Genomic DNA, 26,994 nt, shown 5'->3' on the forward strand with positions numbered 1-26,994 from the left:
ATTGGTATAGACCAATTGGGGTAATCTTGGTGGATGACTCACGCTGAGGTGCTGGCCGAGACCGGGGCCCTGCTCGACTCGTTGCGCGGCGTATGGGATGAGGCCGTGGTCGACGAGCTCGACCACGCCTTGCAGTCCGCCGCTCGTGCCGTCGACGACGGCGCCGATGACGAACTCGTGCTGGCCGCAGCACTTCACGATCTGGCGCACAGTCCGCTATACGTCGGCCCGGATCGGCACCGGCATGATGTCGCGGCGCGCAACTGGCTGAGCCCGCGATACGGTGCTCGGGTGGGTTGGCTTGCCGGGGCGCACGTCGCGGCCAAGCGCTATCTCGCTGCCACCGAACCCGGCTACGCCGATGTGTTGTCCCCGACGTCCATCTCGTCACTGCGCGCGCAGGGTGGCGCAGCGATCGATGACGACATGATCTGCCACCCTTGGTGGTCCGACGGACTTCGGTTGCGGCGCTACGACGATGCCGCCAAGGTCCCGGGGGCTCCGTCGATGAGCGTCGCGCAAGTCCTGGCCGTCGCCGAACGTGTACTCAGGCGGAGCAACACGACGTGAGTAAAGTCCACCTTGTTCGCAGCGGGCTCGACGAACTCCTGGCCGGCCTGCAAGAAGGCGATCCCGTGCCCGCCGAGCGGGACTTGGCGGTACGGTTCGCGGTTGCTCGCGACACCGTGCGGCAAGCCTTACACGAACTGCTTCTGGAGGGTCGTGTCCAGCGGCGCGGGCGCGGTACTGTCGTGGCGAAACCAAAATTGGTGCAACCGCTTTCGTTGAAGTCCTACACCGAGGGCGCGGAGCAGATGGGCCGCAAACCGGGTCGTATCCTGGTGGCGTGGGAGGAGGTGGCGGCCACCGCTGATCTCTCCGCCGGCCTCGATGTCGGACTCGGATTGCCGGTCATGCATCTGGAGCGAGTGTTGCTTGCCGACAACGAACGCATCGGCCTGGAGAGCACCTACCTGCCGCTGCCCCGGTTCGCACGCCTCTATGACACCTTCGATCCGGAAACCTCGTTGTATGCCGCGATCCGCGCGACCGGCGTTCAGTTCGCGTCGGCGTTGGAGCGTATCGAGACCATCCTGCCAACACCGCGAGAGGCCGGTCTGCTGCTCACCACGACTGCGATGCCGATGTTGCATCTGCACCGTCGCTCACTGGACAGTGAGGGAAGGCCCATCGAGGTGGTCCGGGCGCTGTACCGCGGAGATCGCGTCGCCTTCCAGACGGTGCTCGTCGACGGTGCCTGAGTCAGCCCCCCAAAGTTCACACTCCCAGCAATGACTCGATCCCGCTGCGGGCGAAGTACAGCACGAAGCCGGCCGCGACGATCCACAGCAGCGGGCTGATCTCCCGGGCCTTGCCGGCAGCGGAGCGCACCACCACCCACGTGACGAACCCGACGCCGATGCCGTTGGCGATGGAGTAGCTGAACGGCATCACCGCGACAGTCAGAACGACAGGCAGCGCCACCGAGAATTCCGAGACGTCGACATGGCGCAGTTGGGAGAACATCATCGTCCCGACGATCACCAGCGCGGCCGCCGCGACTTCGGTCGGAACGATCTGCGCCAGCGGTCCGACGAACATCGCGGCCAGGAACAGCGCGCCGGTGACAAGGTTGGCCAGTCCGGTCTTGGCGCCCTCCTCGATGCCGGCCCCGGACTCGATGAAGACGGTGTTCGACGAGGCCGATGTCGCGCCGCCGACGACTGCGCCGGCGCCTTCGACGACGAGCGCCGAACGCAATCGCGGGAAGTTGCCGCGCTCGTCGGCGAGCCCGGCTTCCCGGGACAGTCCGGTGAAGGTGCCCATTGCGTCGAAGAAGTTGGCGAACACCAGCGTGAAGACAAGCATTGTGGCGGCCAGGATGCCGATCCGCCCGAAACTGTCGAAACTGAAGGCGCCCACCAGAGATAGATCGGGAAGCGCGAACGGCGATCCCGACAGGCTGGGGACCGACAGTGTCCAGCCACCGTGGTTCTTGGTCGCAGGGCCCAGGTGCCAGATCGCTTCGATGATGACCGCGACGACGGTGCCGGCGACCAGCCCCAGCAGGATCCCGCCCCGGACCTTGCGTACGACGAGGATGCCGGTGAGCAGGAGGGTGAACACGAACACTACCGTGGGCACGGTGCTGATCGATCCTTGACCACCGCCGCCCAAACCAACTGGGGGAGAGGGTAATCCGGTCGACGAGATGAAGCCGGCGTCGACCAGTCCGATGAACATGATGAACAGCCCGATGCCTGCGGTGATCGCCAGCTTGAGTTGCATGGGCACCGCGTCGAACACGAGCCGGCGTAGCCCGGTGACGGCCAGTGCGACGATGATGATGCCGTTGATGACCACCAGGCCCATCGCTTCAGGCCAGCTGACCGTGCCCACCACGGTGGTCGCCAGGAACGAGTTGATGCCCAGCCCGGCGGCGAACGCGAACGGAAGCCGGGCGAACACGCCGAACAGGATGGTCATCACGCCTGCGGCCAGCGACGTGGTGGCCGACACCTGGGCGAACCCCAGTTTGTGTCCGGTCACATCGGCGGCCCCGGACAGGATGATCGGGTTCAACACGACGATGTAGGCCATCGCGATGAACGTGACCAGACCACCGCGAACCTCGGCGCCGATAGTCGACCCGCGGGCGGTGATCTCGAAGAAGCGGTCGAGACGATTCACGCTTGGAACCCTAAGCGACGACGTATGTCAGGCGGGTGTAGCGGTGACCGGAATGGTGACGGTGCCCTGGCAAGCGCCACTGTCAATGGTGGTCTGGAATGTGCCGGCCAGTGATCCGTCGGGTTGTGGTGTGTAGGTCGTCACCGAATGCGCCGGGTCGTAGGTGATCGTGCCGTCCGGCAGCGTGCAGTCCCATCGCCAGCTGTTCGACCGCGACCATTGCGAGCCCGTCCACACGAAGCTGGTCGATTGCACGGCGTTGTCCTTGGGTGTCGGGCCGTCGAGGACCGAGGCGGTGCAGACGTCGGCCGAACAGTCCGTGGTGATCTTGAACGAGGCGGTGTACGGCGTTTCCTGCTGTGTCGCGGCGACGGAGGTGCCCGACTTCTGATCGGTGTGGAAGGTGATCTTGTACCAACCACCCCAGAACGCCTCGTCGGCGTGGGCCACAGGTGCGGCGATGAGCATGAGAGCGGCGCTCGACGCCACACCAAAAAGCTTGAAGCTAGCCAAAATAACTCTCGCCACCGGTGGGATAACCGCCACCGTTCGTGGCGATATGAACGTGAGTGTAGTGGTTCGCGTCGTTCCCGCCGAGATTCGGCATGAGGGACGGCTTGCCGCCATGGTCGTACATGATGCGGCGCCAGATCACGTGATTGAGCGACAGTCGGTCGGCGTTGGCGAGGGCGAACGCCGCGATTCGGTCGCCCAGTTCCTTGCCTTGCGGCGTCTGCCAGTTCGGGATCATCACGTCGATGGCCAATCCCATCGGATGCCACTTCAACGAGTCGGCCCGCACGCCGCCGATGTTGTGAATTTCCGGGAAGTACGCGCTGATAAGTCGTTCGGCCAGGACCGTCTTGAGCTGCAGCCCCTGTTCGATACCGACGCCTGCGGGAAGCGCGTGCAAGGGGGTGCGGTTGACCGCACTCCTGCTGGCCACCAACTCGGCCTGCGTCATGACGACGTAGTGCGCACCGATCGGTGCGGCGGCCAGCTCCATCGGGGCGGCGGCGACCAATTCGGCACAGCATTCGACGGTGCCCGACGTCATCCTGACGGGGCCGGAACCGGTGCTGCCGGACAGCACCGCGGCCAACGGGAGAGCGGCCAGTGCGGCCACGGCGACCGACCATCGGCGCCGGGGTCTGGCTAACCGGTGCTTTCCCACGGACGGCACTTTACCTGGACAGTTCCGCCGCCCATACACCGTTCGCTATCTTCTGGACTGGTGTCCAGGACTGCCGTGCGACCCCGAAATGTTGCTATCGCCTGGCCGTGGCGGCGGCTCTGGAACCGTCCGGATGAGCGCCAAAGTAGGATCTGACGTGGGTGTTCATCTGCTGTTTACCAAACCGAATCCGGACCGATACTTCTCCGATTACAGTTCGCTCGATCGGTCTCAGATTGCGGCTTTTACTTTTTGAATCGACCCGCGAATCCGCGCAGTGGCAGGTCCGCGCTGGTGATCAACCCCGGTGCGGCGGCCACCACTGCGGGAATGGCGTTGAGCGCAGGCAACCCCGTGACGGTCATCCCGATGGACGCGAACGACGCCACGTCGGACAGGTCCACGCCCGGCTTCGGGAAGATCATGTGCTTGTTGTAGACGTACGGGTCGCCGGCGATCTGGGTGATGTAGCAACCCTTGATGTCCCAACTCGGATCGGTGTGCGGCGTCATCTGCCATTCGAGATGCGTCTCGACCCGCGGCACCCCGTCGACCATGCCCTGGTACTTGAGGTAGTTGCCGCCGAGTGAGCCCTTGGGCAACTGGTACCAGCCGAGGTCGACGTCTTTGGTGCAGGCGCCCAGTTCGTAGGTGAACTTCACCTCGTCGAGTTCGAGGTCGAAGCAGTCGGCCATCATCAGCACGCTGTCGGCGAAGACCCGGGTGTACTTCTCGAGCATGCCGGGCAGCGCCGGGTCGTCGACAGGCAGGCCGTAGCCGACTTCCTTCCAGGTGTCGGCCGAGTGATGGCAGGACACGTCCACGGATTCGATTGTGGTGACGTTCTCGATCTCGGCGACGTCGGACGAGCAGACGACACCGAGGATCTGGTTGACGCCGGGGTTCATGCCGGTGCCGTAGAAGGTGGAGCCGCCCTTCTCGCACGCCTCTTGCAGAAGCTGCGACACCTTCTTGCCGGAGTGGTGCGGGTGGTTGGTGTCGCGATGCCAGCCGGTGATCCAGTCCGCCGTCGTGACGATGTTGATGCCCGCCTCGAGCACCTTCACGTAGAGGTCCTCATCGGGGAAGACCCCGTGGAAGGTCAGCACATCGGGCTTGGCGGCGATGATCTCGTCGATGGATCCCGTTGCGGTGACGCCGATCGGTGCGATGCCGGCGATCTCGCCGGCGTCGCGGTCGATCTTCTCCGGGGAGTAGCAGTGCAGGCCGACCAGCTGCAGGCCGCGATGCTCGCCGATGCGCTTGATCATCTCGGTGCCGACGTTTCCGGTCGCCACCTGGAACACCCGGATCGGGCTATGGGCTGACATTCGCGGGTTCTCCTTGGGGGTCGGATGCATAGAACTGGTTGGCCCACTTGCGAATTGCGGTGAAGCCGTCGAATTCGCCTGCCGCGAGCGCCGGCCGGTGGGTGTAGCGCTGGTGCTGCCAGATCTCGATGTCGGCGGCGAACTGGTCGATCACGTCCTGGGCGAACGCCTGCGCCTTGGCTTCGGCTTTGGCGCTGTCGTCGCCGGGCTTGCGGCCGATGTAGACCATGAACCGCACATCGGAGGTGAACTCGTCGACCGGGGTGACCGCGGAGATGGTCCGGTTGTCGATCATGCCCCAGCTCTTGGTGACCGCGACGCCGAGTCCGCCGTTGATCGCCTCGACGCCGCTGTTGATGTCGTCGATGATCTGGCCCTCGTCGCCCTCGAAGGTGATGGTGAAATCGACGTAGGACACCGGCTCGTCGAAGTCGTGCCGGGTGAACAGCGGCACGATGGGCGTCTGGTGCACGAACTTGAAATGCGCGAAATCAACCCCGTTTTCGAGCACGTACTGCGGATGAAGTTCAAGCTGTGGCCGGTACAGCCGGGCCTGCGGGTAGTAGTCGGCGGCAGTGCAGTCGTCACCGAAGTCGGCGAAGATGTCCGGCGCGTCGAAGTAGGGTTCTCGGCCCGCGACGTCGTGCCAGATGTACACCGAGGAGTTTCGTTCCGCCACCGGATAGGTGGGGATCCGGCGGCCTCGATTTGGCCTGTCCTGGTAGGGAATACAGACGTTGCGCCCCTCGTGGTTCCATTGCCAGCCGTGAAACGGGCACTGGATGACCTCGCCGACCACCTGGCCGCCGTACCCGAGGTGAGCGCCGAGATGTTCGCAGTAGGCATCCATCACGGTCAGTGCTCCCGACTGCGCGCGCCAGGCGACCATGTCGGTGTCGAAGTACTTCATGCGGTGGACGTCGCCGACCGCGATCTCATCGGACCACGCCACCTGGAACCAGCCGGTGGGCTTCATCGACAGGGACGGTTTCGCCACGCAGGCGAGTCTAGAAAGGGATCATAGAAGTGTCAATGAATCTGGGCTAGGCTTTCGCTGTGGCCGAAGCGGACAGTGCGCGACGACGGCCGAACCGCCGGGGTTCGGCCACTCGCGAGAGCCTGCTCGAAGCCGCGTTGACCGCGCTCGCGTCCGGTCAGCCCGGCGCGGTGTCGGCCAACCGGATCGCGAAGGACGCCGGCGCGACCTGGGGCACCGTGCAATATCAATTCGGTGATACCGACGGCTTTTGGGCAGCGGTACTGCGCTACACGGCTGAGCGGCGAGCCAACATCTTCAGCGTGCCGGATACCTCCGCGAGCTTGCGTGACCGAGTGGCCGGCATCATCGACACGCTCTATGACGGGTTGACGAACCGCGACTCGCGCGCGATCGAGAACCTGCGGGCCGGGCTGCCGCGGGAGCATGCCGACCTCGAGCGGCTGTATCCGCAGACCGCCGCCGAACTGTTCTCCTGGGGTCAGGGCTGGCAGGAGACCTGCCAGAAGGCATTCGCGGACCTGCACGTCGACCCGCAGCGCATCCGGGAGATGGCCTGGCTGATTCCCGGCGCGATGCGCGGGATCGCCTCCGAGAAGCAGCTCGGCAGCTACGGCGATCTCGACGCGGCCCGTCGCGGGCTCACCAACGCGATCGTCGCCTACCTCGGATCGGCCTAGTCTCGCGCCGAGATCGACGCCAGCGCGGCCGCTACTCGTACTTTCCGGCGCCAGCGTCGATCTCGATGCAAATCTCCGCGAGACCCTCGCGCCGAGATCGGCAAAATGCAGCGATCTGCTCGCTCTTCCTCGGCGAAACGTCGGTTTCGCCGAGGAAGGGGGGCGTCAATCCTCCTTGGCGATAAGCCGTTTCAGCGCGACGCGGTCGGGCTCCAGCAGCTCGGCGATGCGCTCCTGATTGACGTCGGCGACGATGATCTCGCCGACGTCCTTGTGGACATCGCTGAAGATGCCGTGCGCCTTCATCTTGTCGGCCTGGTAGATGTTGTCCTCGGTCGGCGTCACGTAGTAGACCGCGTCGGCCTTGAACCGGTGCACCATCCACAGATGGATCAGCGTCATCAGACGCTTCTGGCGCAGCTTCTCGGCGAAGGTGTTCTGGTCGCGCACCGTGAGGATGCTGCGCCCGTGCCGGTCCTTGATCGGGTCGACGAGCACGTTGGCCAGCAGTTCCTCCTCGCCGCCCTCGTCCGGGGTTCCCCAGATGCCCAGTTCGAGCACCTCGCCGCCGGCCCGGCGGGGCCGCAAGGTCACACGCAGCTTCTCACCGAGCTGATAGTGCTCATTCCACAGAGCCAACCAGTCTTCGAGCAGCTTCTTCGGCACTTCGGTCTGCACCAGGTGCTGGTGCTGGGTGGAGCCCTTGCCCATCGACTTGGTGGTGGCGGTGCGGCCCGAGGACGCCGCCAGTGCGGCATCGCTGCGCGGACCGCCGACCAGCGTTTGCGGTGTGCGATAAGGCGATTCGACAAGCCGCATCTTGCGCTGCAGGCGGGCCAGCGCCAGCATGCCGTCCTGGCGCAGGGCAGTGGCGAACTCCTCGGCGGCAACGCCGTCGATCTGGTGGCCGCCGTAGGTCATGAAGTTGAAGACGAAGCCCATCTTGCCGAGTTCTTCGGGGAACGCTCGCATCTCCTCATCGGTCATTCCGGTGGTGTCCCAGTTGAACGAGGGAGAGAGGTTGTAGGCAAGCATCTTGTCCGGATACACCGCATGGATGGCTTCGGCGAACTCACGGGCATCGGCCAGATCGGCGGTCTTGGTCTCCATCCACAGCAGATCCGCAAATGGTGCTGCGGCAAGGGATTTCGCGATCGCATAGGGAATGCCGCCGCGCACCTGGTAGTAGCCCTCGGGGGTCTTGGCCCGCTCGGGATCCCACGCCGCGTCGACGCCGAGCTCGCGCGCCTTCTCGCGGGCCGCGTACAGCGATGCGGTCTTGGCGAACTCGCGCCATTCCGCGGCGCTCATCTCGTGCGGCTCGCCTTCGCTCTCCCGGAACGCCAGAAGCTCGGCGACGGCGTCGCCGTAGGTGTCCAGTGAGGCGTCGTCCTGCCAGGCGTCGACGAACCTCGACTCGACCTTGTCGAACAGAGCGTCCAGCGAATGTTCTTTACCGTCGCGCCATGCGCTCGCCTGCTCGGCGATGAGGTCGGCAATACCCTGCCGCTGTAGCCAGGCGTCGGCCACCGCGTATTCGCCTTCGGGCAGTGCGTAGAGCAGATGACCGTTGAGCTCGGTGACACCCGACTCGTAGAACCGGCGCACCATCGCCAGGAAACACGACTTATACGGCGGCACCTTGAGATTGGTCGCGCCGAGCAGGAACGGCTGGTCCCGCTCATCGCCACGGCTGTCGATCAGGTTGGCCGCCTCGGCGTCGGTGCGGGCGACGATGATGCCCGGCACACCCATGATGTCGAGCTGGAAGCGCGCGGTGTTGAGCCGCTTGAGCTGTTCGTCCGACGGCACCAGCACCTTGCCGCCCTGATGGCCACACTTCTTGGTGCCGGGGCGCTGATCCTCGATGTGATAGCCCGCGACGCCGGCCTCGACAAACCGACGAATCAGGTTGCGCACGTGCGGATCTCCGCCGTGGCCGGTGTCGGCGTCGGCGATGATGAACGGTCGGTAGTCGACGGCCGGCGTGGCCGCGCGCTGCTCGGGAGTCATCTGCAGGCGCAGGTACTGCTGGTTGCGGTCAGCGGTCAGCAGGGCGCGCACCAGGCCGGCGGCCTCTTCGGGCACCTGGCTCAGCGGATAGCTCGCCAGGTCCGGGCCCGGGTCCTCGGTGGTCGACCCCTTGGCCGAGGTCGCCCAGCCCCCGAGGTAGATGCCCTCGATGCCCATCCGCTTCATGGTCACCGCCTGGCCCGGCGAATACGGCCCGAAGGTGGTGATGCTCTTCTTGGCCGCGAAGAGTTCCCGCAGGCGCTTGTAGAAGGCGGCCGACGCCTCGCGGGCGACGGTGTGGTCGACGGGGATCGTGCCACGCTGCTCGACGACCTGGGCTGCGGTGTAGAGGCGGGTGATCCCCTCGAATCGCGGACTGTCGATGTATTGCTGGGTCTCGCTGACCGCGCGCTCATGCGGCGACTGGGTCGCTGAGTCCGCTTCGATGATGGACATAAGTCTCACGCTCCTCGCTGAGCTGTTCCCGCGCCGGCGACACCCCCGGGCGGCACAGTCGATTATCCCGACTCCACCGCTTACCGGAGCGGGTTTGGGGCCAGTTCGGGATACCGTCAGCATCCGGTGGACGGTGACCACTCGGGCATCGCCGGCGCCGCACGTCCACAGCAAATATTGCAAAGGCAAATTGCGATCACCGCGCGAGACCGGTGGCGGCGCGAATTCCCGAAATCGGAATAGGCTGCGCACCTGCGCATTTCACCGCTGCAGTTTGGTCCCGAATATATTGACGACGGCGCAATGGAAATTGTCGAATTGATGGTAGGGCGAATTGCGCAGATGGCGACCATTCGACTCTCGAATCAGGTACATTCCTGTGGTCCACATCACTGGCCACGGCCGGGGAGGGGCGCTCGTTCGCTTGGGTCGGGGTTGAGGAGGGGCTGGAAGTGAACTGGCGCGACCGTCCGCCGCTCAAGGCCGCCGGCTTGGTGTTCCTCGCCGTGATCGTCGCGGTCCTGTCGTTGGTCTATCTGCAATTTCGCGGCGACCTGTCGCCACGGGCAACGCTGACGATGGTCTCCGATCGCGGGGGCTTGGTGATGGACACGGGTTCGAAGGTCACCTTCAACGGAGTGGTGATCGGCCGGGTCATCAACGTCAGCTCCGGTGAGCGCGACGGAAAGAACATCGCGCGGCTGCGGCTCGACGTCGAGCCCCGCTATCTGGCCTACATTCCCGCGAACGTGCATGCCGACATCAAGGCCACCACGGTCTTCGGCAACAAATACGTCGCGCTGTCGACGCCGACGAACCCGGTGTCGGCGCGCCTGACGACGTCTGACGTGATCAACGCATCCAGCGTCACCACAGAGTTCAACACGCTTTTCGAGACGGTCACGTCGATCTCCGAGAAGGTCGATCCGGTCAAGCTGAACCTGACCCTGTCGGCGACGGCCGAAGCGCTGAACGGGCTGGGCGCCAAGTTCGGCAAGTCGATCGTCAACGGGAACTCGGTGCTCGACGACATCAACCCGCAGATGCCGCAGATCCGCCACGACATCCAGCGACTGGGCGATCTGGCCGACGTCTACACCAAGGCCAGCCCCGACCTGTGGGATGCGCTCGACCACGCGGTCGTGACCGCGAACTCGCTCAACGGCCAGCAGCACGACATCGATGCGGCGCTGCTCGCCTCCATCGGGTTCGGCAACACCGGCGCCGACATCTTCGAGCGCAGCAAGCCGTACTTCATTCGCGGGATGGCGGATCTGCTGCCCAGCTCCCAGCTTCTCGACACCTATAGCCCGGAACTGTTCTGCGGTATTCGCAATATCGCACTGGCGGCGCCCAGTGCACTGGATGCGTTCGGTGGCAACGGATATTCACTCAGCACGATGACCGAGATCCTCGGCGCGCCGAATCCCTACGTGTACCCGGACAACTTGCCCAGGACCAACGGCAGGGGTGGGCCGGGCGGAGCGCCGGGGTGTTGGCAGACGATCGACCGCAATTTCTGGCCGGCTCCCTATCTGGTGATGGATGACGGAGCCTCGATCGCGCCGTACAACCACTTCGAACTCGGCCAGCCCTTGCTCACCGAGTACGTGTGGGGGCGTCAGGTCGGAGAGAACACCATCAATCCCTGAGGTGCTCACCGGAATCGGCACGTGCGCTCGCGCCCCGCGGTTAACCTGAGCCGATGCGGGTCCGTCTGGAGAGCTCACGGTGCGTGGGCCATGCCCTGTGCTATGCCGTTGATCCCGAACTGTTCCCGGTCGATGACATGGGCTACTCGACACTGGAGGACCATGACGTCGCACCCGGGGACGAGCAGCGCACCCGGGACGGTGTCGAGGCCTGCCCGGAACAGGCGCTGATGCTCGACGAGGGCGACTGATTGGCCGGGCGGGAGGTGTCCGCCGATCCCACGCTGCGCCGGACCCTCACTGTCTGGTCGGCGGTGGGTGTGTCGATTGCTCTCATGGCGCCGTCGATGGCCATCAACATCAATCCGCAGGGAACGGCCTCCGCAGTCGGGCGTGCCGTCCCACTGGCATTCCTGTTGGCGACCATCGGTGTTCTGCTGATCGCCCACACATTCGTCCGGCTCGCGCAACGATTCAGCCACGCCGGCAGTGTGTACGCCTTCGTCGGTGTCACGCTCGGGCCGCGGGCCGGCAGTGTGGCCGGCTGGCTGAATGCGGGAACCTATGTCTTCTTCGGCGCGGTGACTGCGACGGCGGCGGGAATCTTCCTCACCGATCTGGCACGAAAAGTTGCTGCCCCCAACCAGTTACCGGATTGGATCGCGTTCGTTTTCGCCTGGCTCGTGCTCGCCGCGGTGTGGTGGCTCGCAGCCCGCGAGATCAAGGGTGGTGCCACCGTCCTCCTGGTCACCGAAGGCCTGACCGTCATGCTGATCCTGGTGGTGGCGGCGATCACGCTGGGCAAGTTGATCACCGGCCACACGCCGGGCGGTCAGCATGTGGACATGTCGGTGTTCACCGTCGCCCCCGGTACCTCGGTCTCGACGGTGTTCCTGGGAATCGTGTTCGGCTTCCTGTCTTTCGCCGGCTTCGAGGCCGCGGCGACGCTCGGTGAGGAGACCGAGCAGCCGCGGCGCAACATTCCCCGCGCCATCCTCGGTACCGCGCTGTTCGGTGGGGTGTTCTTCGTGGTTGTCACCGCGATCGAGATGATGGCGTTCGGCACGGACCCGGCCGGGGTCTCGGCCTTCGGCAAGTCCGACGCGCTGATGGGTGATATCGCCCAGCAGTACGTCGCCCCCTGGCTGTCCTACGTCATCGTCGTCGGTGCGACGTTCAGCGCGGCGGCCTGCTGCCTGGCCAGCGTGGTGGGCGCGAGCCGGCTGCTGTTCGCGCTCAGCAGGGATGGCATCGGCCCGGCAGCGCTGGCGGCGGTGCATCCCCGGCGCAACGTCCCGCACGTCGCGGCGGCAACGGCGGTGGCGGCGGTGTTCGGGATCCAAGCAATCGGCTGGGTTGCGTTGCGAGCGCGACCATTCGATGTGTTCACCATCGCGGCCACCGCCGGCACGCTTATCTTGCTGGTGGCCTACGCGCTGGCCACGTTGGGAGCTGTCCGGCTGCTGTTCCTCGGGCGCGACAACCAGATTCGAACGTCGGAAGTGATCCTGCCGTTGCTCGGATTGGCACTGCTGGGATACACCCTGTATCGCAACGTGATCCCGTGGCCACACGGCAGCGCGGTGTGGGGGCCGTGCCTGGCTGTCGCTGTTCTGGTGCTGGTCGTGGCCGGCGTGCTCGCGCGGCCCGCCGCGGCCCGTGCAGCAGGAGCGAAACTCATCGAGCAACAAGGCTTTTGACGACCTACGCCGCGCTGCCGGGATGGGCAGCGCGGCGTAGGTCGTCGATGTTCTATGCCGGCTGGGGCGCGGGATCTCCTGGCGGAGGGGCGATGTCGGCGTTGACGGGCACGATGTCGTCGGCCGGCGGAGGAACGTCGGCGGCCGGCGGTGGCGGTGCATCGACGGGCACCGGCGCATCCGGCGCAGGCGGGGGAGCATCCGGCGGCGGCGCGAGCGGATCCTGCATGTCCTCGGCAGGCATCGGCAGGTACATGTGGTGGGTGAACTGCGGCTGGTAGGCGCCGCCCCCGCCGACTCGCACGCCGCCGCCCTCACCGCTGGACACCGGGGTGCCGTCGGGCAGTGTCACCGCAGTGTGACGCCCGTTCCAGCCGATCACCAGGGAGTTGGGGGCGGTTCCGTAGTGGAATCCGCGGGCGAGGAGGGCGGCTTCCTCGTTGCCGGTGTGGAACCGGCTGCCAAAGGCGGGCCTTCCGGTGGCCACATTGGACACCCAGGAGGCCAGTCCCGAGCAGTCGGTGCCAGCCGGTGTGTCCCCGCCGGGGACGTACGGCGTGCCTGACACCTGACTGATCAGAGTCATCAACGTCGCGATTGCAAACATGCGGCCGAAACTAACAACAATTTGCACATATACCAAAGTCTGTGCTTTTCACCACGTTTCGCGAAAATGTGTGGTCTGCACAACAATAATTCTGAGAATTATAAGGCTAATCCGAGCATTTGGCTTTGCGCATTCCGCGAATTAAACGCTATTACAAGGGATTTCGGAAGCGTTGCATTGACGGCACTTCGGCAGAAGTTGCCCAACTCGTCGGTTCGTCGGTCGCCGGCTGTGACGGCACCGAGACTTCTTGAACGATTCAGGTGAGCTGGAATCGCGACTTTGCCGTGATCGCGGCGGGCTGCGGAAGATCAGCCTTCGGCGCGGACCTGATCCTTCACCGCAGGCACGATCGGCGGGGCGGTCTTCCAGTTGGGCACCCCGTCGGACTCCAGCGCCACCGGCCAGCCTTCTTCATGCACCTGCGCCCAATGCGAGTGGTTGAGCTGGTGCAGCGTAAAACAGGCGTTCAGCGCGTTGTAGAAGCCCATGTTGTCTTGCGTCTGGTTGACCGCTTCTTTGGCGAGCAGCGCCGCCATCGTGGGCACCTCGGCGATTCGGCGCGCGAAGTCCAGCGTTTTGTCCGCGAGTTCGTCTTGCGGGAAGACCTTCGAGATCATGCCCAATTGATACGCCTCGTCGACCGTCATCGCGTCCCCGGTGAGCATCAGCTCCTTGGTCTTTCGCGGACCGAACTCCCACGGATGGGCGAAGTACTCGACACCGCACATACCCAGCCTGGTGCCCACCACATCCGCGAACCGGGTGCCTTCGGCGGCCACGATCAAATCGCAGGCCCACATCAGCATCAGCGCCGCCGCGTAGACGTCACCGTGAACCTGGGCGACGGTGATCTTGCGCAGGTCGCGCCAGCGGCGGGTATTGGCGAAGAAGTGGTGCCACTCCTGCAGCATCAGCTTCTCCGCGCCCTCCCGGGTGGCGCCCAAACCCTGGAAGCTCGGGTGCTGGTCCGGGCCAGGGGTGTACTCCGCCCGCGACACCGCCGACCCGAGGTCATGACCGGAGGAGAACATCGGGCCATGACCGCCCAGGATGACCACCCGAACCGTGTCGTCGGCCTCAGCCCGCAGGAACGCCTCGTTGAGCTCGACCAGCAGGCCGCGGTTCTGGGCGTTGCGTGCTTCGGGCCGGTTGAGCATGATGCGGACGATGCGGCCGTCATCGAGCTCTTCGTAGGTCAGGAAGCGGTAATCGGTGGACATAGCGGCATTCTATGCAGACGAGAACGTCGTTACCCGAGCCGGGCGCGCAATTCGCGCTTGAGCACCTTGCCGTAGCTGTTCTTCGGCAGGTCGTCGACGAAGACGTAGCGTTTGGGCCGCTTGAACCGGGCGATGCGGTCCAGTAGGTGGGCATCGAGCGTCGGGCCGGCCGCACCGCCCACGACGAACGCCACGACAACCTCACCCCATTCCGGGTCCGGCGCACCGACCACGCAGGCCTCGGCGACATCCGGATGCTCCAGCAGCGCTTCCTCCACTTCGCGCGGATAGATGTTGCTGCCACCGCTGATCACCACGTCCTTGGAGCGGTCGTGCAACGTCAGGTAGCCACGATCGTCGAACGAGCCCATGTCGCCGGTGTACAGCCAGCCCTGCCTGAGGGCGTCTCGGGTCGCATCCGGGTTGTTCCAATACCCGGACATCACCACGTCGCCGCGGCACACGATCTCACCGATCTGGCCCGGCTCGGCACGACGGCCGTCCGCGCGCAACACCGCCACCTCGACCCCGGAACGGGGATATCCCACCGACCCGAGGATCGCGTCATCGGTGAGTTCATGGTCGGCGCGCCGCAATCCGGTGATCGTCATCGGCGATTCACCCTGGCCGTAGATCTGCGCGAAGACCGGCCCGAATGCGGCCATCGCCTTCTTGAGGCCGTCGACGTACATCGGGCCGCCGCCGTACACGATCATTCGCAGGGTGGCCGGTGCCTGGCGCCCGGTGCCGACCAGCCGCTGAATCATGGTGGGCGCCAGAAACGCTGACGATCCGGGGTGTGCTGCGCAGAGATCGAGGAACTCGTCCGGGTCGAAGACGCCGGATGCGGCAACCACCTGACGTGCGCCGCGCAGCACGTAGGGCGCGATGTAGAGACCGGAGCCGTGCGACATCGGGGCGGCGTGTAGCAGGCTGCAATTCTCGTCCGGGGAATCGATGTCGGCCAGATGTGACACCGTCATCGCGGTGAGGCTGCGGTGGGACAGCATCGCCCCCTTGGAGCGGCCGGTGGTGCCGCTGGTGTAGAAAAGCCACGCCAGCGTCGACGGGTCGGTTACCGGGACGTCAGCGGGCGGGGCGGTGAACAGCTGGTCGTAGTCCGGGCCGCCGATGCGTTCGACGCCGACGGGGGAGTGCGGTGCCAACTCGGCCGCGATCTTGGGGGATGCGAAAACTGTTGCCGCACCGCAGTCTTCCAGTATCTGTGCCATCTCTCGAGGGTGGAGCTTGAAGTTGATCGGGACGACGACACACTCGGCGGCCCACACCGCGTAGAACAGTTCGATGATCTCCGCGCGGTTCTCGCTGGCGACCGCGATCCGCTGGCCCGGTTCGTGGACGCGCCGAAACGCTGCGGCCAGTCGCAACGCGCGCTGCCTGAGCTCACTCCAGGTGTGCAACTGCTGCTCGCCGCGGTAGACCGCGCCGCGGTCGGCGAACCGGGCAGCGGCGTGATCGAGGGTGGCGAACAGGTTCACCGGGCAACCCACTCCGAGGTCAGTGCGAAGTCCGACAGATACTTGGTGGAGCTCCAGCCACCATCGACCACGATGGTCTGGCCGTTGATGAAACTGCCCGCCGGAGAGCACAAGAACGCCACTGTCCCGGCGATGTCTTCGACTCGTCCCAGCCGGGTGTGTGGTGTCATCTCCGTCTGCATCTTCCGGAAGCCGGGGTCGGCCAGGCGATGCTCCACCATCGGGGTGACCGTGACGCCCGGCGCGACGGCGTTGCTGCGAATCCCTTGTGCGCCATACTGGCACGCGATGTGCAGGGTCAGTGCGGTCAGGCCGCCCTTGGCGGCGGAATAGGCGCCGCCGCGCAGACCGCCGACCACTGCGAAGGTCGAGGTGACATTGATGATCGCCGAACCCGGTCGCATGTGCGGGATCACGTCGCGGGCGAGCCGGAACGGTGCCCGCAGCATGACGTCGAGGAAGTAGTCGAGCGTCTCGTCGTCGGTCTCGTGCAGTGGCTTCGGGCTGCCGACGCCGGCGTTGTTGATCAGGAAGTCGACGTGTCCCCATCGGGACACCGCTTCGTCGATGATCCGTTGCGGAGCGTCGTCGTCGGTGAGGTCGACCGCCAGCGTGGCCATCCGGTCGGGATCGCCGATCGCGTCCGCCAGCGCGGACAGCCTGCCTGCGTCGCGCCCGGTGCCGATAACTGCCATGCCCGCTGCGGCGAGCGTTGTGGCGCAGGCGAATCCGATCCCGCTGCTTGCTCCGGTCACCACCGCGACCCGTGGATCACTCATCCGCGTCGACCAATCTCGCTCGTATCCGATGTTTCAGCACTTTTCCTGCGTCGTTCTTGGGCAACGAGTCCCAGATGGCGACCTGTTCGGGCCACTTGAACTTCGCTACACCGGAGGCCTGCAGAAACTCGCGCAGATCGCCGATGTCCGGCTCGGGCGTCCGGTCGGTGACGATCACCGCGCAGGCACGTTCCCCGGTGCGCGGATCGGGAACGCCGACGACCGCGATCTCGCTGATGTCGGGGTGGCCGAGCAGCACGTCCTCGACCTCCTTGGGGGAGATGTTCTCGCCGTTGCGGATCACGATGTCCTTGGCCCGGCCGGTGACGACGAGATGGTGACCGTCGACCCAGTGGCCGAGATCGCCGGTGCGGAAGTAGCCATCGGCATCGAAGGCGTCGGTGTTGTCTTCCGGATGCAGATAGCCCAGAAGCATCTGCGGGCCGCGCGCCCGGATTTCGCCGTCCACGATCGTGACGTCGGCGATGCCGGGCCGGCCGTCGGTGTCGGCGGCGCGGTCGCGATCGCCGGGAGCGCCGATCGTCGTGACCGGCACCTCGGTGGAGCCGTATACCCGGGTGACCACCGCCCGTTCGAAATAGTCGGCTGCCGTGCGGATCAGCTGCGGTGACACCGAGGCGCCGCCACAGATGAACACCCGCAGGTCGGGCAACCTGGTGTCGGCGCGTCGGGCGGCGGCGAGAATCGCCTGCAGGAACGGCGTCGCGCCGGCCATGTGCGTGCAGTGCTCGACGGTCAGCCGTGCGACCGCGTCGTCGGAGTCCCACCGATCCATCAGCACGGCGGTGGTTCCCAGCAGGACGGGGCATTCGAACGCATAGATCGAACCGCCGATGTGGGCGATGGGGGAGGGAACCAGGAATGTCGACCCGGGATCGATCAGCCAGTGGCTGCCGATCTGCTGGATCAAGGCGTGAATCGAATTATGGCTGTGAAGAACACCTTTGGGGCGTCCGGTGGTTCCGGAGGTGTAGAGGATCATCTGGGCGGCGTCAGGGTCCAGGGCAGGAACCGAAGCCGGCCGGCTCGGCAGCGCGTCGAACCCGAGCTGCCCGGCCGCGGGGTCGCCGCGGACCACGATGACAATCGGTGGGTCGGGCATTCTCGCGGTGACGCGTTGGAGCATCGCCGCATAGTCGTGACCGCCGACGTCGCCGGGTACGAAGATCATTCGCACGTCGGCGTCGGCCAGGATGAAAGCCAACTCGTGGTCACGCAGCGAGGGCAGTATCGGATTGACCACCATGCCGGCCGCCGTCGCGGCGTGGTAGATGGTCGCCGCTTCATGCCAGTTTGGCAACATGAACGACACCACGCTTCCGATTGGCATCCGGGTCAGCATCACGCCGGCCAGCCTGGTCGCCCGATCGTGAAGCGTTGCGCAGTCGAGGCGCACCGGGCCGTCGACGATAACCTCCCGCTCCGGCGTGTCACGGGCGGCGGCGGCCAACGCGTCCGCCAGGGTGTCGTGCACCCACGATCCGGAAGCGTAGGCCCGGGTGGCCAATTCGGCGTCATGCTGCGCGATGCGCACGGCCCGTCAGCCCTTCACCCGTCGCATCGTCATCGAGTGGCGGAATCGCGACGCCGGGTGGGTGTTGACGGTGACCTGGGCGATCTCGCCATCGGATGTGATGTAGGTGCGTTGCATCTCGAGGGCGGGTGTGCCCGGTTCGACCTTGAGTCGAACGGCCAGTTCGGAACTGACCTGGACCGCGGAGATCTCCTGCCGCACTTCGACGATGCTGAGCCCGAACAGGTCCTCGATGAGCGGGAAGATCGGCCCGCTGTGGTTCTGCAACATCCGGCCCACCGCCGCGAACGCCCGGTTGATGTAGTACTCGGTCCGACAGACCGGGGCATCGGCGCTATCGGCGCCGCGGAATCCCCGCACCGCCAGCCATTCTTCGCCGGCCGCCAGTCCTGTCCTGGGCTCGAGTTCGTCGTCGATCGTCACCATGGCGATCGATTCGATGGCGAAGCGGGCACCTGTCGCGAAGGCCAGCAGATCGTTGATGGACACCACGTCCTGGACATAGGCGTGCGCCGACGGCCGAGGCACCACCATCGTGCCTGCCCGCGGCCGGGACGACACCAAGTTGTCCTCGCGCAGCCGTCGCAAGGCTTCGCGCACCGTGTAGCGACTGACTGAAAACCGTTGACACAGTTCGTGCTCGGTGGGAAGTTGAGAACCGACGGGGTACACCCCGTCCACGATCTCCTTGCGCAGCGTGCGGGCCACCTGAATGTAGCGGTGGTCGCCGGACTCGGGGTGTGGCATGTCAGCTCCTCCGCCGCAGGGCCAGGACGCTGCCCTCGGCATCGGCCGAGATATACACCGTGCCGTCCGCCGCGGCGGCTATTCCGGCGAACGGCCCCTGAGGGCCGGAGAACGGCGGCATGCCGCGCAGCGGTTTAGGGGTCACGCCGGGCGGGGCGCCCACCGGAAGGCCCGAGGCGATCCTGGTGCGGGATCCGCTGTCCAAATCGACTTCGAGCAGCGACTTGGTGTCCGCATCGACGATGTAGAGCCGGTTGCCGTCCACCAGAATGCCCTGCGGACAACCCAATCCGTCCACCACCGGCTCGACCCTGCCGTCGTCGACCCTGACGACCCGGCCACGTTCGCTGACCAGCAGGCTGCCGCCCGGTCCGAAGGCCACCCCGACCGGGGTGTCGAGTCCGGTCGCCAGAACTTCGGTGCGACCGGTGCCCACGGACACCAGCCGGCCGGTGCCCTGCTCGACGACGACGATGCCGCGCGCTCCGGCGGCGACACCGTAGAGTTGGTCCAATCCGTCTGCCAGAAAATCGCTTTCGCCCTCGGCGGGGCGGAACCGGGCGACCTGGCCGCCTGAGGTCGTCACCACGAATTCGCCCGGCCCCGTCGCGGTCACACCTCGAATGAAACCGGGGTAGCCCGGGCTGAACAGCATGCCCAACGTCTGCACGCTGCCATCGGCAGCCAGCGCATAGAAGTAGGTGCCGTCCGCGATGTAGACGACCCCGTCTGGACCGACCGTGAGATCCAACGGCCAGTTCAGCCCGCCGGGCAGCACGGTGCGGGTCTGGTGGCCGTCGAGGACCTCGGTGATCTCACCGGTGAAGTTGGAGACGAACAGTCTGTTCCCCACGAACGTGAGGTTGTCCAGCCCGGGACTGAGGTTGGCCAGCACCGTGTGCTCGCCGTTGCGCGGGTTGATCTGCAGCACCTGGCCGCTGTGTACCTGGGTGGAGACCAACGTGCCGTTCGCGTCGAACTTGACCGCATCGGGCACGCCCAAGCCGACGGCCACCACTTCTGGGCCCGCGCCGTCCGGATCGATCCGCCAAATCTCGTTGGCGCCCATCACCGGGAAGTACAGCAGCCCGTCGGGTCCGACCTCCATCGCGTTGGGTGAGGGCACGTTCTCCAGCAGGACGCGCGGCGGGCCGCCGGCGGGATCCAGCTCGATGATGCGGCCACCCTCGCGACATTCACCGACAAAAACCCGGCCGCGGTGCACGGTGATGCCGTTGGCGCAGGGCAGATCGTCGCGCAGCACCCGGGTGGTGCCGTCGGCGGCCCGCACGCTGACCCGGCCGTCCATCACCTCGGTGGCGTAGAGGTTCCCGGCATCGTCGAACGCGACGTCATCGGGCGCGATGATGTCGCCGCCCTTTGCACTGATCGTGTCGACCGATCCGGTCTCGATGTCCAGTGCACTGATCTGGCTCCCGGTCACCTGAGCGATGTACACCCGACCGTCCGGACCGGTCCGCAGACCGTTGGCACCGAACAGCCGGCTGGGCGCGGTGCGGCGTTCGATGGTCCAGCCCTCGGCCACCACCGGGGGATCGACGAGGGTGAAGCGGCCGTTCTGCTGCAGCGTCACGGCGTGACCGTATCAAGCTGATTTAGTCCAGACAATAGGCGTGACACTTCTTCGGGAAGGCCCTTGACGGGGCCATAACCGCTGCGGAATCATGTTCTCCATTCGGCAGAGTGTAGCTATTTGTCCGGACAAAATACCGAGTGAAAGCAGGGCATGGCGGATCTTCTGAGGCTCGACGGCCGCATCGTGGTGGTGTCGGGCGCCGGCGGCGGCGGCATCGGAACCGCCGTCACCGACATGGCCGCACGGGTGGGCGCGACCGTCGTGGCCGTCAGCCGCTCGCAGGAGAACCTCGACATGCACATCGGCCCGCTGATCGCCGACGGACTGCCGATCGTGCCGGTGACAGCCGATGCCGCGACCGACGACGGGATCGCCACCGTGCTCGCCGCGGTGCGCCGCACCGAGGGGCGACTGCACGGCCTGGTCAACATCGCCGGCGGCGCCGCGCCCTCGACGTGGATGCCCGCGACCCGGGTCAGCCGTGACGACTGGCGGGACCTGTTCACCGCCAACCTCGAGACGATGTTCTTCATGAGCCAGGCGGTGGCCGCCGAGATCCGGGCGGCCGGCGGGCCCGGCTCGATCGTGTCGGTCTCGTCGATCAGCGGGATGAACACCGCGCCCTTCCATATCGCCTACGGCACGGCCAAGGCCGCGATCGTCGCGGCCACCCGCACCCTCGCGGTCGAACTCGCATCGCACGACATCCGGGTCAACGCCGTCGCGCCCGGGGTCACCGAGACCGCGGCGTCACGCACCTACGTCGACCCCGATCCGGAACGGGATCGAGCGGCAATCGCAATGGGGCGGCGTGGACGTCCCGAGGAACAGGCCGGCGCCATCCTGTTCCTGCTCTCGGACCTCGCCGGCTACATCACCGGCCAAACCCTGCTCGTCGACGGCGGCTTGGACTTGCGGTGGAGCCATCTGCGTGCCGACAACACCTCGTTGTTTCTCTCCGACGACGACTTCCGCCGCGAAATCAGCAGGCCCTGAAAGGATTTGATGATGGGTGACCTGGAAAGTAGCGAAGAGCTCGCGGAGCCGATGACCATCGGTGTCGATGCCTACATCTCACACGAGTACGCCCGCGCCGAACGCGACAAGCTGTGGCGCAAGGTCTGGCAGCAGGTAGGCCGGGTGGAGGAACTACCCGAGGTGGGCAGCTACCTGACGTACGACATCCTCGACGACTCGATCATCGTCGTCCGAACCGGCGCGGATGCCTTTGCCGCACACCACAACGTGTGCATGCATCGCGGCCGGAGGCTGGTGGACACCCCGACGGGTGCGAAACATGCTGTCGGACGTACCCGAAAGTCGTTCGTCTGCGGATTCCACGGCTGGACATACGGTCTGGACGGTGCCTGCACCCATATCCGTGAAGAAGCCGACTGGAAGGGTGCGCTGAATCCGGACAACACCCGGCTTCGTCCGGTGAACGTCGACACCTGGGGTGGCTGGCTGTGGATCAACATGGACCCCGACTGCGAACCGTTGGCCGACTACCTGTTCCCTGCCGCGAAGATCCTCGATCCGTTCGGGTTGGAGAACATGCGATGCAAGTGGCGCAAATGGGTGCATTTCGACTGCAATTGGAAAGTCGCGCTGGAAGCGTTCAACGAGACCTATCACGTCTTCACCACCCACCCGGAATTCAACAGGTTCGGTGAATTCAAGGGCTGGGCCAAGGCGCAGGGCCGGCACAGCAACATCGGCTACGACGCGCCCGAGGATATGGCCGAGACGAAATCGAAGATCAGGCTCGGCACCGGCGACCCCCGGATCTCCACCGCGGAGATGCAGGTGTACACCATGGAGGAAACCAACGCCACCACCACGCAGACCCTGGTGGCCGCCGCGCTGCGGCTCGTCGACGAATTGCCCGAGGGCACTCCGGCGGACAAGGTCCTGGAGCATTGGCTGGCATCCGCGCGCCGCGACGACGAGGCGCGCGGGGTCTTCTGGCCGACGATTCCCGCCGACATCCTCGGGCAGAGCGGCACCGCGTGGCAGCTGTTCCCGAACTTCCAGATCGGGCAGGGCCTGACCAGTGCACTGTGTTACGGAGCGCGCCCCGACCCGAGCTACAACCCCGACAAGTGCATCTTCGAGGTGTCGGTGTTCGAGCTGTATCCGAAAGACGCTGAGCCCCAGACGGAATGGGAGTACACCCCGGTCGGGGATCCGCGGTGGCGCAGCGTCCTACCTCAGGACTTCTCCAACATGGCCGCCGTCCAGCAGGGGATGAAGTCGCTTGGTTTCCCCGGGACGCAACCCAACCCGTACCGTGAGCGCAGCACCGTCAACCTGCACTACCAGTTGTCGAAATACATGGGCGCCGGCGAGCCGCAACCGCTCGCAGAGGAGAACGGCCGATGACCTCAGAGTGCGGACCCACCCAGACGCCCGACGACATCGACATCGATGCGCTGCGGGAGAAGTACCGCGTCGAGCGGGAAAAGCGGCTACGCCCGGAAGGCTCGGCGCAATATCTGGAGCTCGACGGCGACTTCGCCGAGTTCTACGAAGTCGACCCGTATACGCAGGTGGTGCAGCGAGATCCGATCACCGAAAACATCGACGTGGTGGTGCTCGGCGGCGGTTTCGCCGGGCTGCTGGCGGGCGCCTACCTGAAGAAGGCCGGTGTGGAGGGCATCCGGGTCATCGAGATGGCCGGCGACTTCGGCGGGGTTTGGTACTGGAACCGGTTCCCGGGGATCCAGTGCGACAACGATGCCTACTGCTACATCCCGATGCTCGAAGAGCTGGGCTTCATGCCGTCGAAGAAGTTCGCCGACGGTGCAGAGATATTGCAGCATTGTCGCAACATCGGCAAGCACTTCGGCTTGTACGACGGAGCGTTGTTCTCCACCCATGTGCGTGAATTGCACTGGGAGGACGCGACGCAACGCTGGCGGATCAGTACCGACCGCGGCGACGACCTCCGGGCCCGGTTCGTCGTGATGGCCCAGGGTTCCTACAACCGGCCCAAGCTGCCCGGCATCCCGGGCATCAAAGACTTCGCAGGCCACGTCTTCCATTCCGCCCGCTGGGACTACGACTACACCGGCGGCACCGCCCAGGGCGGTCTGGACAAGCTGGCCGACAAGCGCGTCGCCCTGGTCGGCACCGGCGCCACCGGCATCCAGCTGGTCCCGCATCTGGGCCGCGATGCCAAGCAGCTCTTCGTCTTCCAGCGCACGCCGTCGTCGGTGGACGCGCGAACCAATCCACCGACCGACCCGGTCTGGGCTGCCGCGCTGCAGCCGGGCTGGCAGGAAGAACGCAAACGCAACTTCCACAACTGGTCGCCATTCGTCGGCGTGGTGTTCGGCGAACCGGACCTGGTGTGCGACTTCTGGACCGAGCTCGGGCGGAACCTGACGGCCCGGATCGCCGCGAGTGCGGATCCCGCCTCGGTGTCGATCGAGCAGATCATGGCCTTCCGCGAGGAAGAGGACTTCAAGATCATGGAGCGGCTGCGCCGCCTCGTGGCAGAGATCGTCACCGATCCGGCCACTGCCGAAACGCTGAAGCCTTATTACCGGTTCATGTGCAAGCGTCCGACCTCCAGTGAGCACTACCTGGCCACGTTCAACCGTCCCAATGTCACCCTCGTCGACGTGTCGGCGTCCAAAGGGGTGGAACGGCTGACCGGGAAGGGAATCGTCGCCGACGGGGTCGAATACGAGGTCGACTGCGTGATATTTGCGAGCGGCTTCGAGATCTCCACCGAAATCAGCCGCCGGTTCGCGATCGACGCCATCGTGGGGCGGGACGGGGTCTCGTTGTTCGACCACTGGCACGACGCGTACTCGACATTGCACGGCATGACCAGTCGCGGCTTCCCCAATCAGTTCTTCATGGGTTTCATCCAGGGCGGAGTCTCGGCCAACACCACCGCGATGTTCGAGCAGCAGGCCAAGCACATCGCCTACATCATCGCCGAGGCGCAGCGCCGCGGCGCGACCACCGTCGAGCCAAGCCAGGAGGGACAAGACGCCTGGGTCGCCACGGTCCGTGAGTTGTCGATCGACAACTCTGCCTTTGAACTGTCCTGCACGCCGGGCTATTACAACAACGAGGGCCGCGGCGGTTCGGAGAACAACGGATCCTTCCTCGGCGACTTCTACTCGCCCGGCTTCTATGCCTTCGACGATCTTCTCGCCGAGTGGCGGGCCAAGGGTGATCTCGACGGCCTGGTGCTCGGAACATAGATGACACAGGCACGATTCGACGACAGGGTCGCCGTCATCACCGGCGCAGGCCGGGGGTTGGGCCGCGAGTACGCGCTGCTGCTCGCCGAGCTGGGCGCGAAAGTGGTGGTGAACGACGTCGGCGGGGAGTTGACCGGTGACGGCGAAGACGCCGGGCCCGCCCAGCGGGTCGTCGACGAGATCACCGCCTCCGGTGGTGAGGCGATCGCGTCGACCGAGTCCGTGGCGACCGCCGCCGGTGGTGAGGCGATCGTCACGGCGGCCACCGAGGCGTTCGGGGGCATCGACGTGCTGATCCACAACGCCGGGAACGTCCGGCATGCGCCGCTGGCGGAGATGACGGTCGACGACTTCGACGCGGTGCTCGACGTACACCTGCGCGGGGCATTCCACGTGGTGCGGGCGGCGTTCCCGCTGATGTGCCGCGCCGGCTACGGCCGGGTGGTCCTGACGTCATCGATCGGCGGTGTCTACGGAAACCACGCGGTGGCCAATTATGCCGCCGCCAAAGCCGGGGTGATCGGGTTGTCCAACGTCGCCGCACTCGAGGGCGCCGCGCACGGGGTGCGCTGCAACGTCATCGTCCCGGCAGCGGTGACCAGGATGGCCGAGGGAATCGACACGTCGGCCTATCCGCCGATGGGCCCCGAGCTGGTCGCCCCGGTCGTCGGTTGGCTGGCGCACGAATCCTGTTCGGTCACAGGCGAAATCTTGACCGCCATCGCGGGCCGGGTGGCCCGGGTCGCTGTCGTCGAGAGCGTCGGGGTCTATCAGCCGGCGTGGACCGTAGACGACGTGGCCGCTCACATCGATGCGATCCGCGACCTGACCGAGCCGCTGGAGTTCCCGGTGGTTCCCGACGGGCACAACGCGCACATCGGTCACAGCTTCGCCATGGCAAGGGGCACGCTATGACGAGCACCGGGCCGTTGGCGGGGATCCGGGTGGTCGATCTCACCGCGATGGTGATGGGGCCTTATTGCACCCAGATCCTGGCCGACATGGGCGCCGACGTCATCAAGGTCGAGCCGCCGGCCGGTGACGACACCCGCTACGTGTCGGTCGGCCCCGCGCCGGGTCTGTCCGGGGTATTCGTCAACGTCAACCGGGGCAAACGCAGTGTGGTGCTTGATCTTCGCTCCGAAGGGGGCCGTGCCGCACTGCGCGCGCTGATCGCCGGTGCCGACGTGTTCATCCATTCGATGCGCGCGAAGGCGATCGCGAAACTCGGGTTCGGCTACGACGACGTCGCCGCCATCAACCCGAAGATCGTCTACACCAACTGCTACGGGTACGGCCGCCGCGGACCCGATCGCGACCGTCCCGCCTACGACGACACCATCCAGGCCGAGTGCGGTCTGCCCGCCGTGCAGGCCGAACTGACCGGGGAGGCCAACTACGTCGCCACGATCGTCGCGGACAAGGTCGCCGGGCTGACAGCGGTGTATGCGACGACGATGGCGCTGTTCCACCGTGAACGCACCGGTGAAGGACAAGAGGTTGAAGTCGCGATGTTCGAAACGATGGCGTCGTTCATGCTCGTCGAGCACGCCAACGGCGCGATGTTCGACCCGCCACTCGGACCCGCGATGTACCACCGGACCGTCGCACCGAACCGGAAGCCGTACCGCACCAAGGACGGCTACATCTCGGCGCTGATCTACAACGACCGGCATTGGGCGAGCTTCATCAATGCCGTGCAGCCGGCGTGGAACACCGAGCGCTACACCACGCTGACGGCCCGCGCCGCCGAGATCGACACGGTGTACTCGCTGGTGGCGCAGACCATGACCGAACGCACCACCGAGGAGTGGCTGACATTGTTCGTCGCGCTGGAGATCCCGGCGGCGCCGCTGAACACTCCGCAGGCGCTGTTCGACAACGAGCAGCTCAACGCGGTGGGCTTCTTCGAGACGGTGGACACCCCGCAGGGGCCGGTCCGGATGCCGGGTGTGCCCACCTGGTTCTCCCGCACTCCGGGCCGCATCGGTGGGCCCACTCCTGAGCTGGGGGCCGACACCGCGGGCGTGCTGGCCGAGTTGGGATTGGCGGAGGTGGAGAGCGCGTGACACC

Annotated in this window: 24 protein-coding genes; 11 read left to right on the forward strand and 13 right to left on the reverse strand. The window is 65.8% G+C overall.

Features of this window, described 5'->3' with window-relative positions; translation table 11 throughout:
- The first annotated feature begins 33 nt into the window (after positions 1 to 33).
- Positions 34 to 570, forward strand: coding sequence for an HD domain-containing protein (locus tag BST42_RS12300; protein ID WP_083118924.1), 537 nt, complete (start codon positions 34 to 36; stop codon positions 568 to 570).
- Entirely contained in the window at positions 567 to 1,262 is a 696-nt protein-coding gene (locus BST42_RS12305) for a GntR family transcriptional regulator (protein ID WP_083118926.1), read from the forward strand. Before BST42_RS12300 ends, BST42_RS12305 begins: the two co-directional genes overlap by 4 nt.
- Before the next feature lie 16 nt (positions 1,263 to 1,278).
- On the opposite strand, the gene BST42_RS12310 is transcribed toward BST42_RS12305, so the two are convergent.
- From BST42_RS12310 to BST42_RS12330, 5 genes are all read right to left on the reverse strand, one after another.
- Positions 1,279 to 2,691 (reverse strand): NCS2 family permease, encoded by a 1,413-nt coding sequence (locus BST42_RS12310; RefSeq protein WP_083118927.1) that lies wholly within the window; start codon positions 2,689 to 2,691, stop codon positions 1,279 to 1,281.
- 27 nt (positions 2,692 to 2,718) lie between these two features.
- The gene (locus BST42_RS12315; RefSeq protein WP_133057450.1) at positions 2,719 to 3,180 is read right to left on the reverse strand and encodes an Rv2253 family sensor-like surface protein; all 462 of its coding nucleotides are present in this window, start codon (positions 3,178 to 3,180) and stop codon (positions 2,719 to 2,721) included.
- 16 nt (positions 3,181 to 3,196) lie between these two features.
- Positions 3,197 to 3,817, reverse strand: a complete 621-nt coding sequence (locus BST42_RS12320; RefSeq protein ID WP_308207475.1) for a VldE C-terminal domain-containing protein — start codon at positions 3,815 to 3,817, stop codon at positions 3,197 to 3,199.
- A gap of 293 nt (positions 3,818 to 4,110) precedes the next feature.
- Positions 4,111 to 5,196 carry an NAD(P)H-dependent amine dehydrogenase family protein gene (locus tag BST42_RS12325; protein WP_083118932.1) on the reverse strand — a complete coding sequence of 362 codons (1,086 nt, stop codon included), beginning with the start codon at positions 5,194 to 5,196 and terminating at the stop codon, positions 4,111 to 4,113.
- On the reverse strand, positions 5,183 to 6,193 hold the full coding sequence (locus BST42_RS12330) for an aromatic ring-hydroxylating dioxygenase subunit alpha (protein ID WP_083118933.1): 1,011 nt from the start codon (positions 6,191 to 6,193) through the stop codon (positions 5,183 to 5,185). Before BST42_RS12330 ends, BST42_RS12325 begins: the two co-directional genes overlap by 14 nt.
- A gap of 59 nt (positions 6,194 to 6,252) precedes the next feature.
- Here BST42_RS12330 and BST42_RS12335 point away from each other — a divergent pair, with 59 nt between their 5' ends.
- Positions 6,253 to 6,873, forward strand: coding sequence for a TetR/AcrR family transcriptional regulator (locus BST42_RS12335; RefSeq protein ID WP_083118935.1), 621 nt, complete (start codon positions 6,253 to 6,255; stop codon positions 6,871 to 6,873).
- Between the two features lie 165 nt (positions 6,874 to 7,038).
- Here BST42_RS12335 and aceA read toward each other — a convergent pair whose 3' ends face one another.
- Entirely contained in the window at positions 7,039 to 9,342 is a 2,304-nt protein-coding gene (gene aceA, locus BST42_RS12340) for an isocitrate lyase ICL2 (protein ID WP_083118936.1), read from the reverse strand.
- 452 nt (positions 9,343 to 9,794) lie between these two features.
- Between aceA and BST42_RS12345 the strand changes: the two genes are divergently transcribed.
- From BST42_RS12345 to BST42_RS12355, 3 genes are read left to right on the forward strand one after another with little or no spacing between them, the layout of a single operon-like run.
- Complete coding sequence (locus BST42_RS12345) at positions 9,795 to 10,994, forward strand: MCE family protein (protein ID WP_110918579.1); 1,200 nt, start codon at positions 9,795 to 9,797, stop codon at positions 10,992 to 10,994.
- Positions 10,995 to 11,047: 53 nt separating this feature from the next.
- Positions 11,048 to 11,245 carry a ferredoxin gene (locus tag BST42_RS12350; protein WP_083118939.1) on the forward strand — a complete coding sequence of 66 codons (198 nt, stop codon included), beginning with the start codon at positions 11,048 to 11,050 and terminating at the stop codon, positions 11,243 to 11,245.
- Complete coding sequence (locus BST42_RS12355) at positions 11,246 to 12,694, forward strand: APC family permease (RefSeq protein ID WP_207569487.1); 1,449 nt, start codon at positions 11,246 to 11,248, stop codon at positions 12,692 to 12,694.
- Positions 12,695 to 12,746: 52 nt separating this feature from the next.
- Here BST42_RS12355 and BST42_RS12360 read toward each other — a convergent pair whose 3' ends face one another.
- The 7 genes from BST42_RS12360 to BST42_RS12390 all read right to left on the reverse strand — a co-directional run bounded on the left by BST42_RS12360 (position 12,747) and on the right by BST42_RS12390 (position 20,698).
- A complete protein-coding gene (locus BST42_RS12360; protein ID WP_083118942.1) occupies positions 12,747 to 13,301 on the reverse strand; it encodes a glycoside hydrolase in 555 nt (184 codons plus the stop codon).
- Positions 13,302 to 13,612: 311 nt separating this feature from the next.
- A complete protein-coding gene (locus tag BST42_RS12365; protein ID WP_083118944.1) occupies positions 13,613 to 14,524 on the reverse strand; it encodes an enoyl-CoA hydratase in 912 nt (303 codons plus the stop codon).
- Positions 14,525 to 14,553: 29 nt separating this feature from the next.
- Positions 14,554 to 16,023, reverse strand: coding sequence for an AMP-binding protein (locus BST42_RS12370; protein ID WP_083118945.1), 1,470 nt, complete (start codon positions 16,021 to 16,023; stop codon positions 14,554 to 14,556).
- Positions 16,020 to 16,802, reverse strand: a complete 783-nt coding sequence (locus BST42_RS12375) for an SDR family NAD(P)-dependent oxidoreductase (protein ID WP_083118947.1) — start codon at positions 16,800 to 16,802, stop codon at positions 16,020 to 16,022. Before BST42_RS12375 ends, BST42_RS12370 begins: the two co-directional genes overlap by 4 nt.
- Positions 16,795 to 18,357 carry an AMP-binding protein gene (locus BST42_RS12380; protein ID WP_083118948.1) on the reverse strand — a complete coding sequence of 521 codons (1,563 nt, stop codon included), beginning with the start codon at positions 18,355 to 18,357 and terminating at the stop codon, positions 16,795 to 16,797. The genes BST42_RS12375 and BST42_RS12380 overlap by 8 nt, the downstream gene beginning before the upstream one ends.
- Before the next feature lie 6 nt (positions 18,358 to 18,363).
- Complete coding sequence (locus BST42_RS12385) at positions 18,364 to 19,104, reverse strand: GntR family transcriptional regulator (protein WP_083118950.1); 741 nt, start codon at positions 19,102 to 19,104, stop codon at positions 18,364 to 18,366.
- A gap of 1 nt (position 19,105) precedes the next feature.
- Positions 19,106 to 20,698, reverse strand: coding sequence for an SMP-30/gluconolactonase/LRE family protein (locus BST42_RS12390; protein ID WP_083118951.1), 1,593 nt, complete (start codon positions 20,696 to 20,698; stop codon positions 19,106 to 19,108).
- A gap of 153 nt (positions 20,699 to 20,851) precedes the next feature.
- Between BST42_RS12390 and BST42_RS12395 the strand changes: the two genes are divergently transcribed.
- From BST42_RS12395 to BST42_RS12415, 5 genes are read left to right on the forward strand one after another with little or no spacing between them, the layout of a single operon-like run.
- Positions 20,852 to 21,697 carry an SDR family NAD(P)-dependent oxidoreductase gene (locus tag BST42_RS12395; protein ID WP_083118952.1) on the forward strand — a complete coding sequence of 282 codons (846 nt, stop codon included), beginning with the start codon at positions 20,852 to 20,854 and terminating at the stop codon, positions 21,695 to 21,697.
- Positions 21,698 to 21,709: 12 nt separating this feature from the next.
- Complete coding sequence (locus BST42_RS12400) at positions 21,710 to 23,083, forward strand: aromatic ring-hydroxylating oxygenase subunit alpha (protein ID WP_110918581.1); 1,374 nt, start codon at positions 21,710 to 21,712, stop codon at positions 23,081 to 23,083.
- Complete coding sequence (locus tag BST42_RS12405) at positions 23,080 to 24,921, forward strand: flavin-containing monooxygenase (protein ID WP_083118954.1); 1,842 nt, start codon at positions 23,080 to 23,082, stop codon at positions 24,919 to 24,921. The genes BST42_RS12400 and BST42_RS12405 overlap by 4 nt, the downstream gene beginning before the upstream one ends.
- Positions 24,922 to 25,836: an SDR family NAD(P)-dependent oxidoreductase gene (locus tag BST42_RS12410; protein ID WP_083118956.1), complete on the forward strand. Its 915-nt coding sequence runs from the start codon at positions 24,922 to 24,924 to the stop codon at positions 25,834 to 25,836.
- Complete coding sequence (locus BST42_RS12415; RefSeq protein WP_083118957.1) at positions 25,833 to 26,990, forward strand: CaiB/BaiF CoA transferase family protein; 1,158 nt, start codon at positions 25,833 to 25,835, stop codon at positions 26,988 to 26,990. Before BST42_RS12410 ends, BST42_RS12415 begins: the two co-directional genes overlap by 4 nt.
- Positions 26,991 to 26,994 lie beyond the last annotated feature (4 nt).

It is taken from the genome of Mycolicibacterium rhodesiae, from assembly GCF_002086695.1.
In the GTDB taxonomy this organism is placed as follows: Bacteria; Actinomycetota; Actinomycetes; order Mycobacteriales; family Mycobacteriaceae; genus Mycobacterium; species Mycobacterium rhodesiae.

Coding starts and splice junctions, on each gene's coding strand:
- BST42_RS12405 (WP_083118954.1), top strand. CDS start 23,080: ATGACCTCAGAGTGCGGACCCACCCAGACGCCCGACGACATCGACATC.
- aceA (WP_083118936.1), bottom strand. CDS start 9,342: ATGTCCATCATCGAAGCGGACTCAGCGACCCAGTCGCCGCATGAGCGC.
- BST42_RS12410 (WP_083118956.1), top strand. CDS start 24,922: ATGACACAGGCACGATTCGACGACAGGGTCGCCGTCATCACCGGCGCA.
- BST42_RS12395 (WP_083118952.1), top strand. CDS start 20,852: ATGGCGGATCTTCTGAGGCTCGACGGCCGCATCGTGGTGGTGTCGGGC.
- BST42_RS12350 (WP_083118939.1), top strand. CDS start 11,048: ATGCGGGTCCGTCTGGAGAGCTCACGGTGCGTGGGCCATGCCCTGTGC.
- BST42_RS12400 (WP_110918581.1), top strand. CDS start 21,710: ATGGGTGACCTGGAAAGTAGCGAAGAGCTCGCGGAGCCGATGACCATC.
- BST42_RS12360 (WP_083118942.1), bottom strand. CDS start 13,301: ATGTTTGCAATCGCGACGTTGATGACTCTGATCAGTCAGGTGTCAGGC.
- BST42_RS12325 (WP_083118932.1), bottom strand. CDS start 5,196: ATGTCAGCCCATAGCCCGATCCGGGTGTTCCAGGTGGCGACCGGAAAC.
- BST42_RS12385 (WP_083118950.1), bottom strand. CDS start 19,104: ATGCCACACCCCGAGTCCGGCGACCACCGCTACATTCAGGTGGCCCGC.
- BST42_RS12415 (WP_083118957.1), top strand. CDS start 25,833: ATGACGAGCACCGGGCCGTTGGCGGGGATCCGGGTGGTCGATCTCACC.
- BST42_RS12365 (WP_083118944.1), bottom strand. CDS start 14,524: ATGTCCACCGATTACCGCTTCCTGACCTACGAAGAGCTCGATGACGGC.
- BST42_RS12375 (WP_083118947.1), bottom strand. CDS start 16,802: ATGAGTGATCCACGGGTCGCGGTGGTGACCGGAGCAAGCAGCGGGATC.
- BST42_RS12300 (WP_083118924.1), top strand. CDS start 34: ATGACTCACGCTGAGGTGCTGGCCGAGACCGGGGCCCTGCTCGACTCG.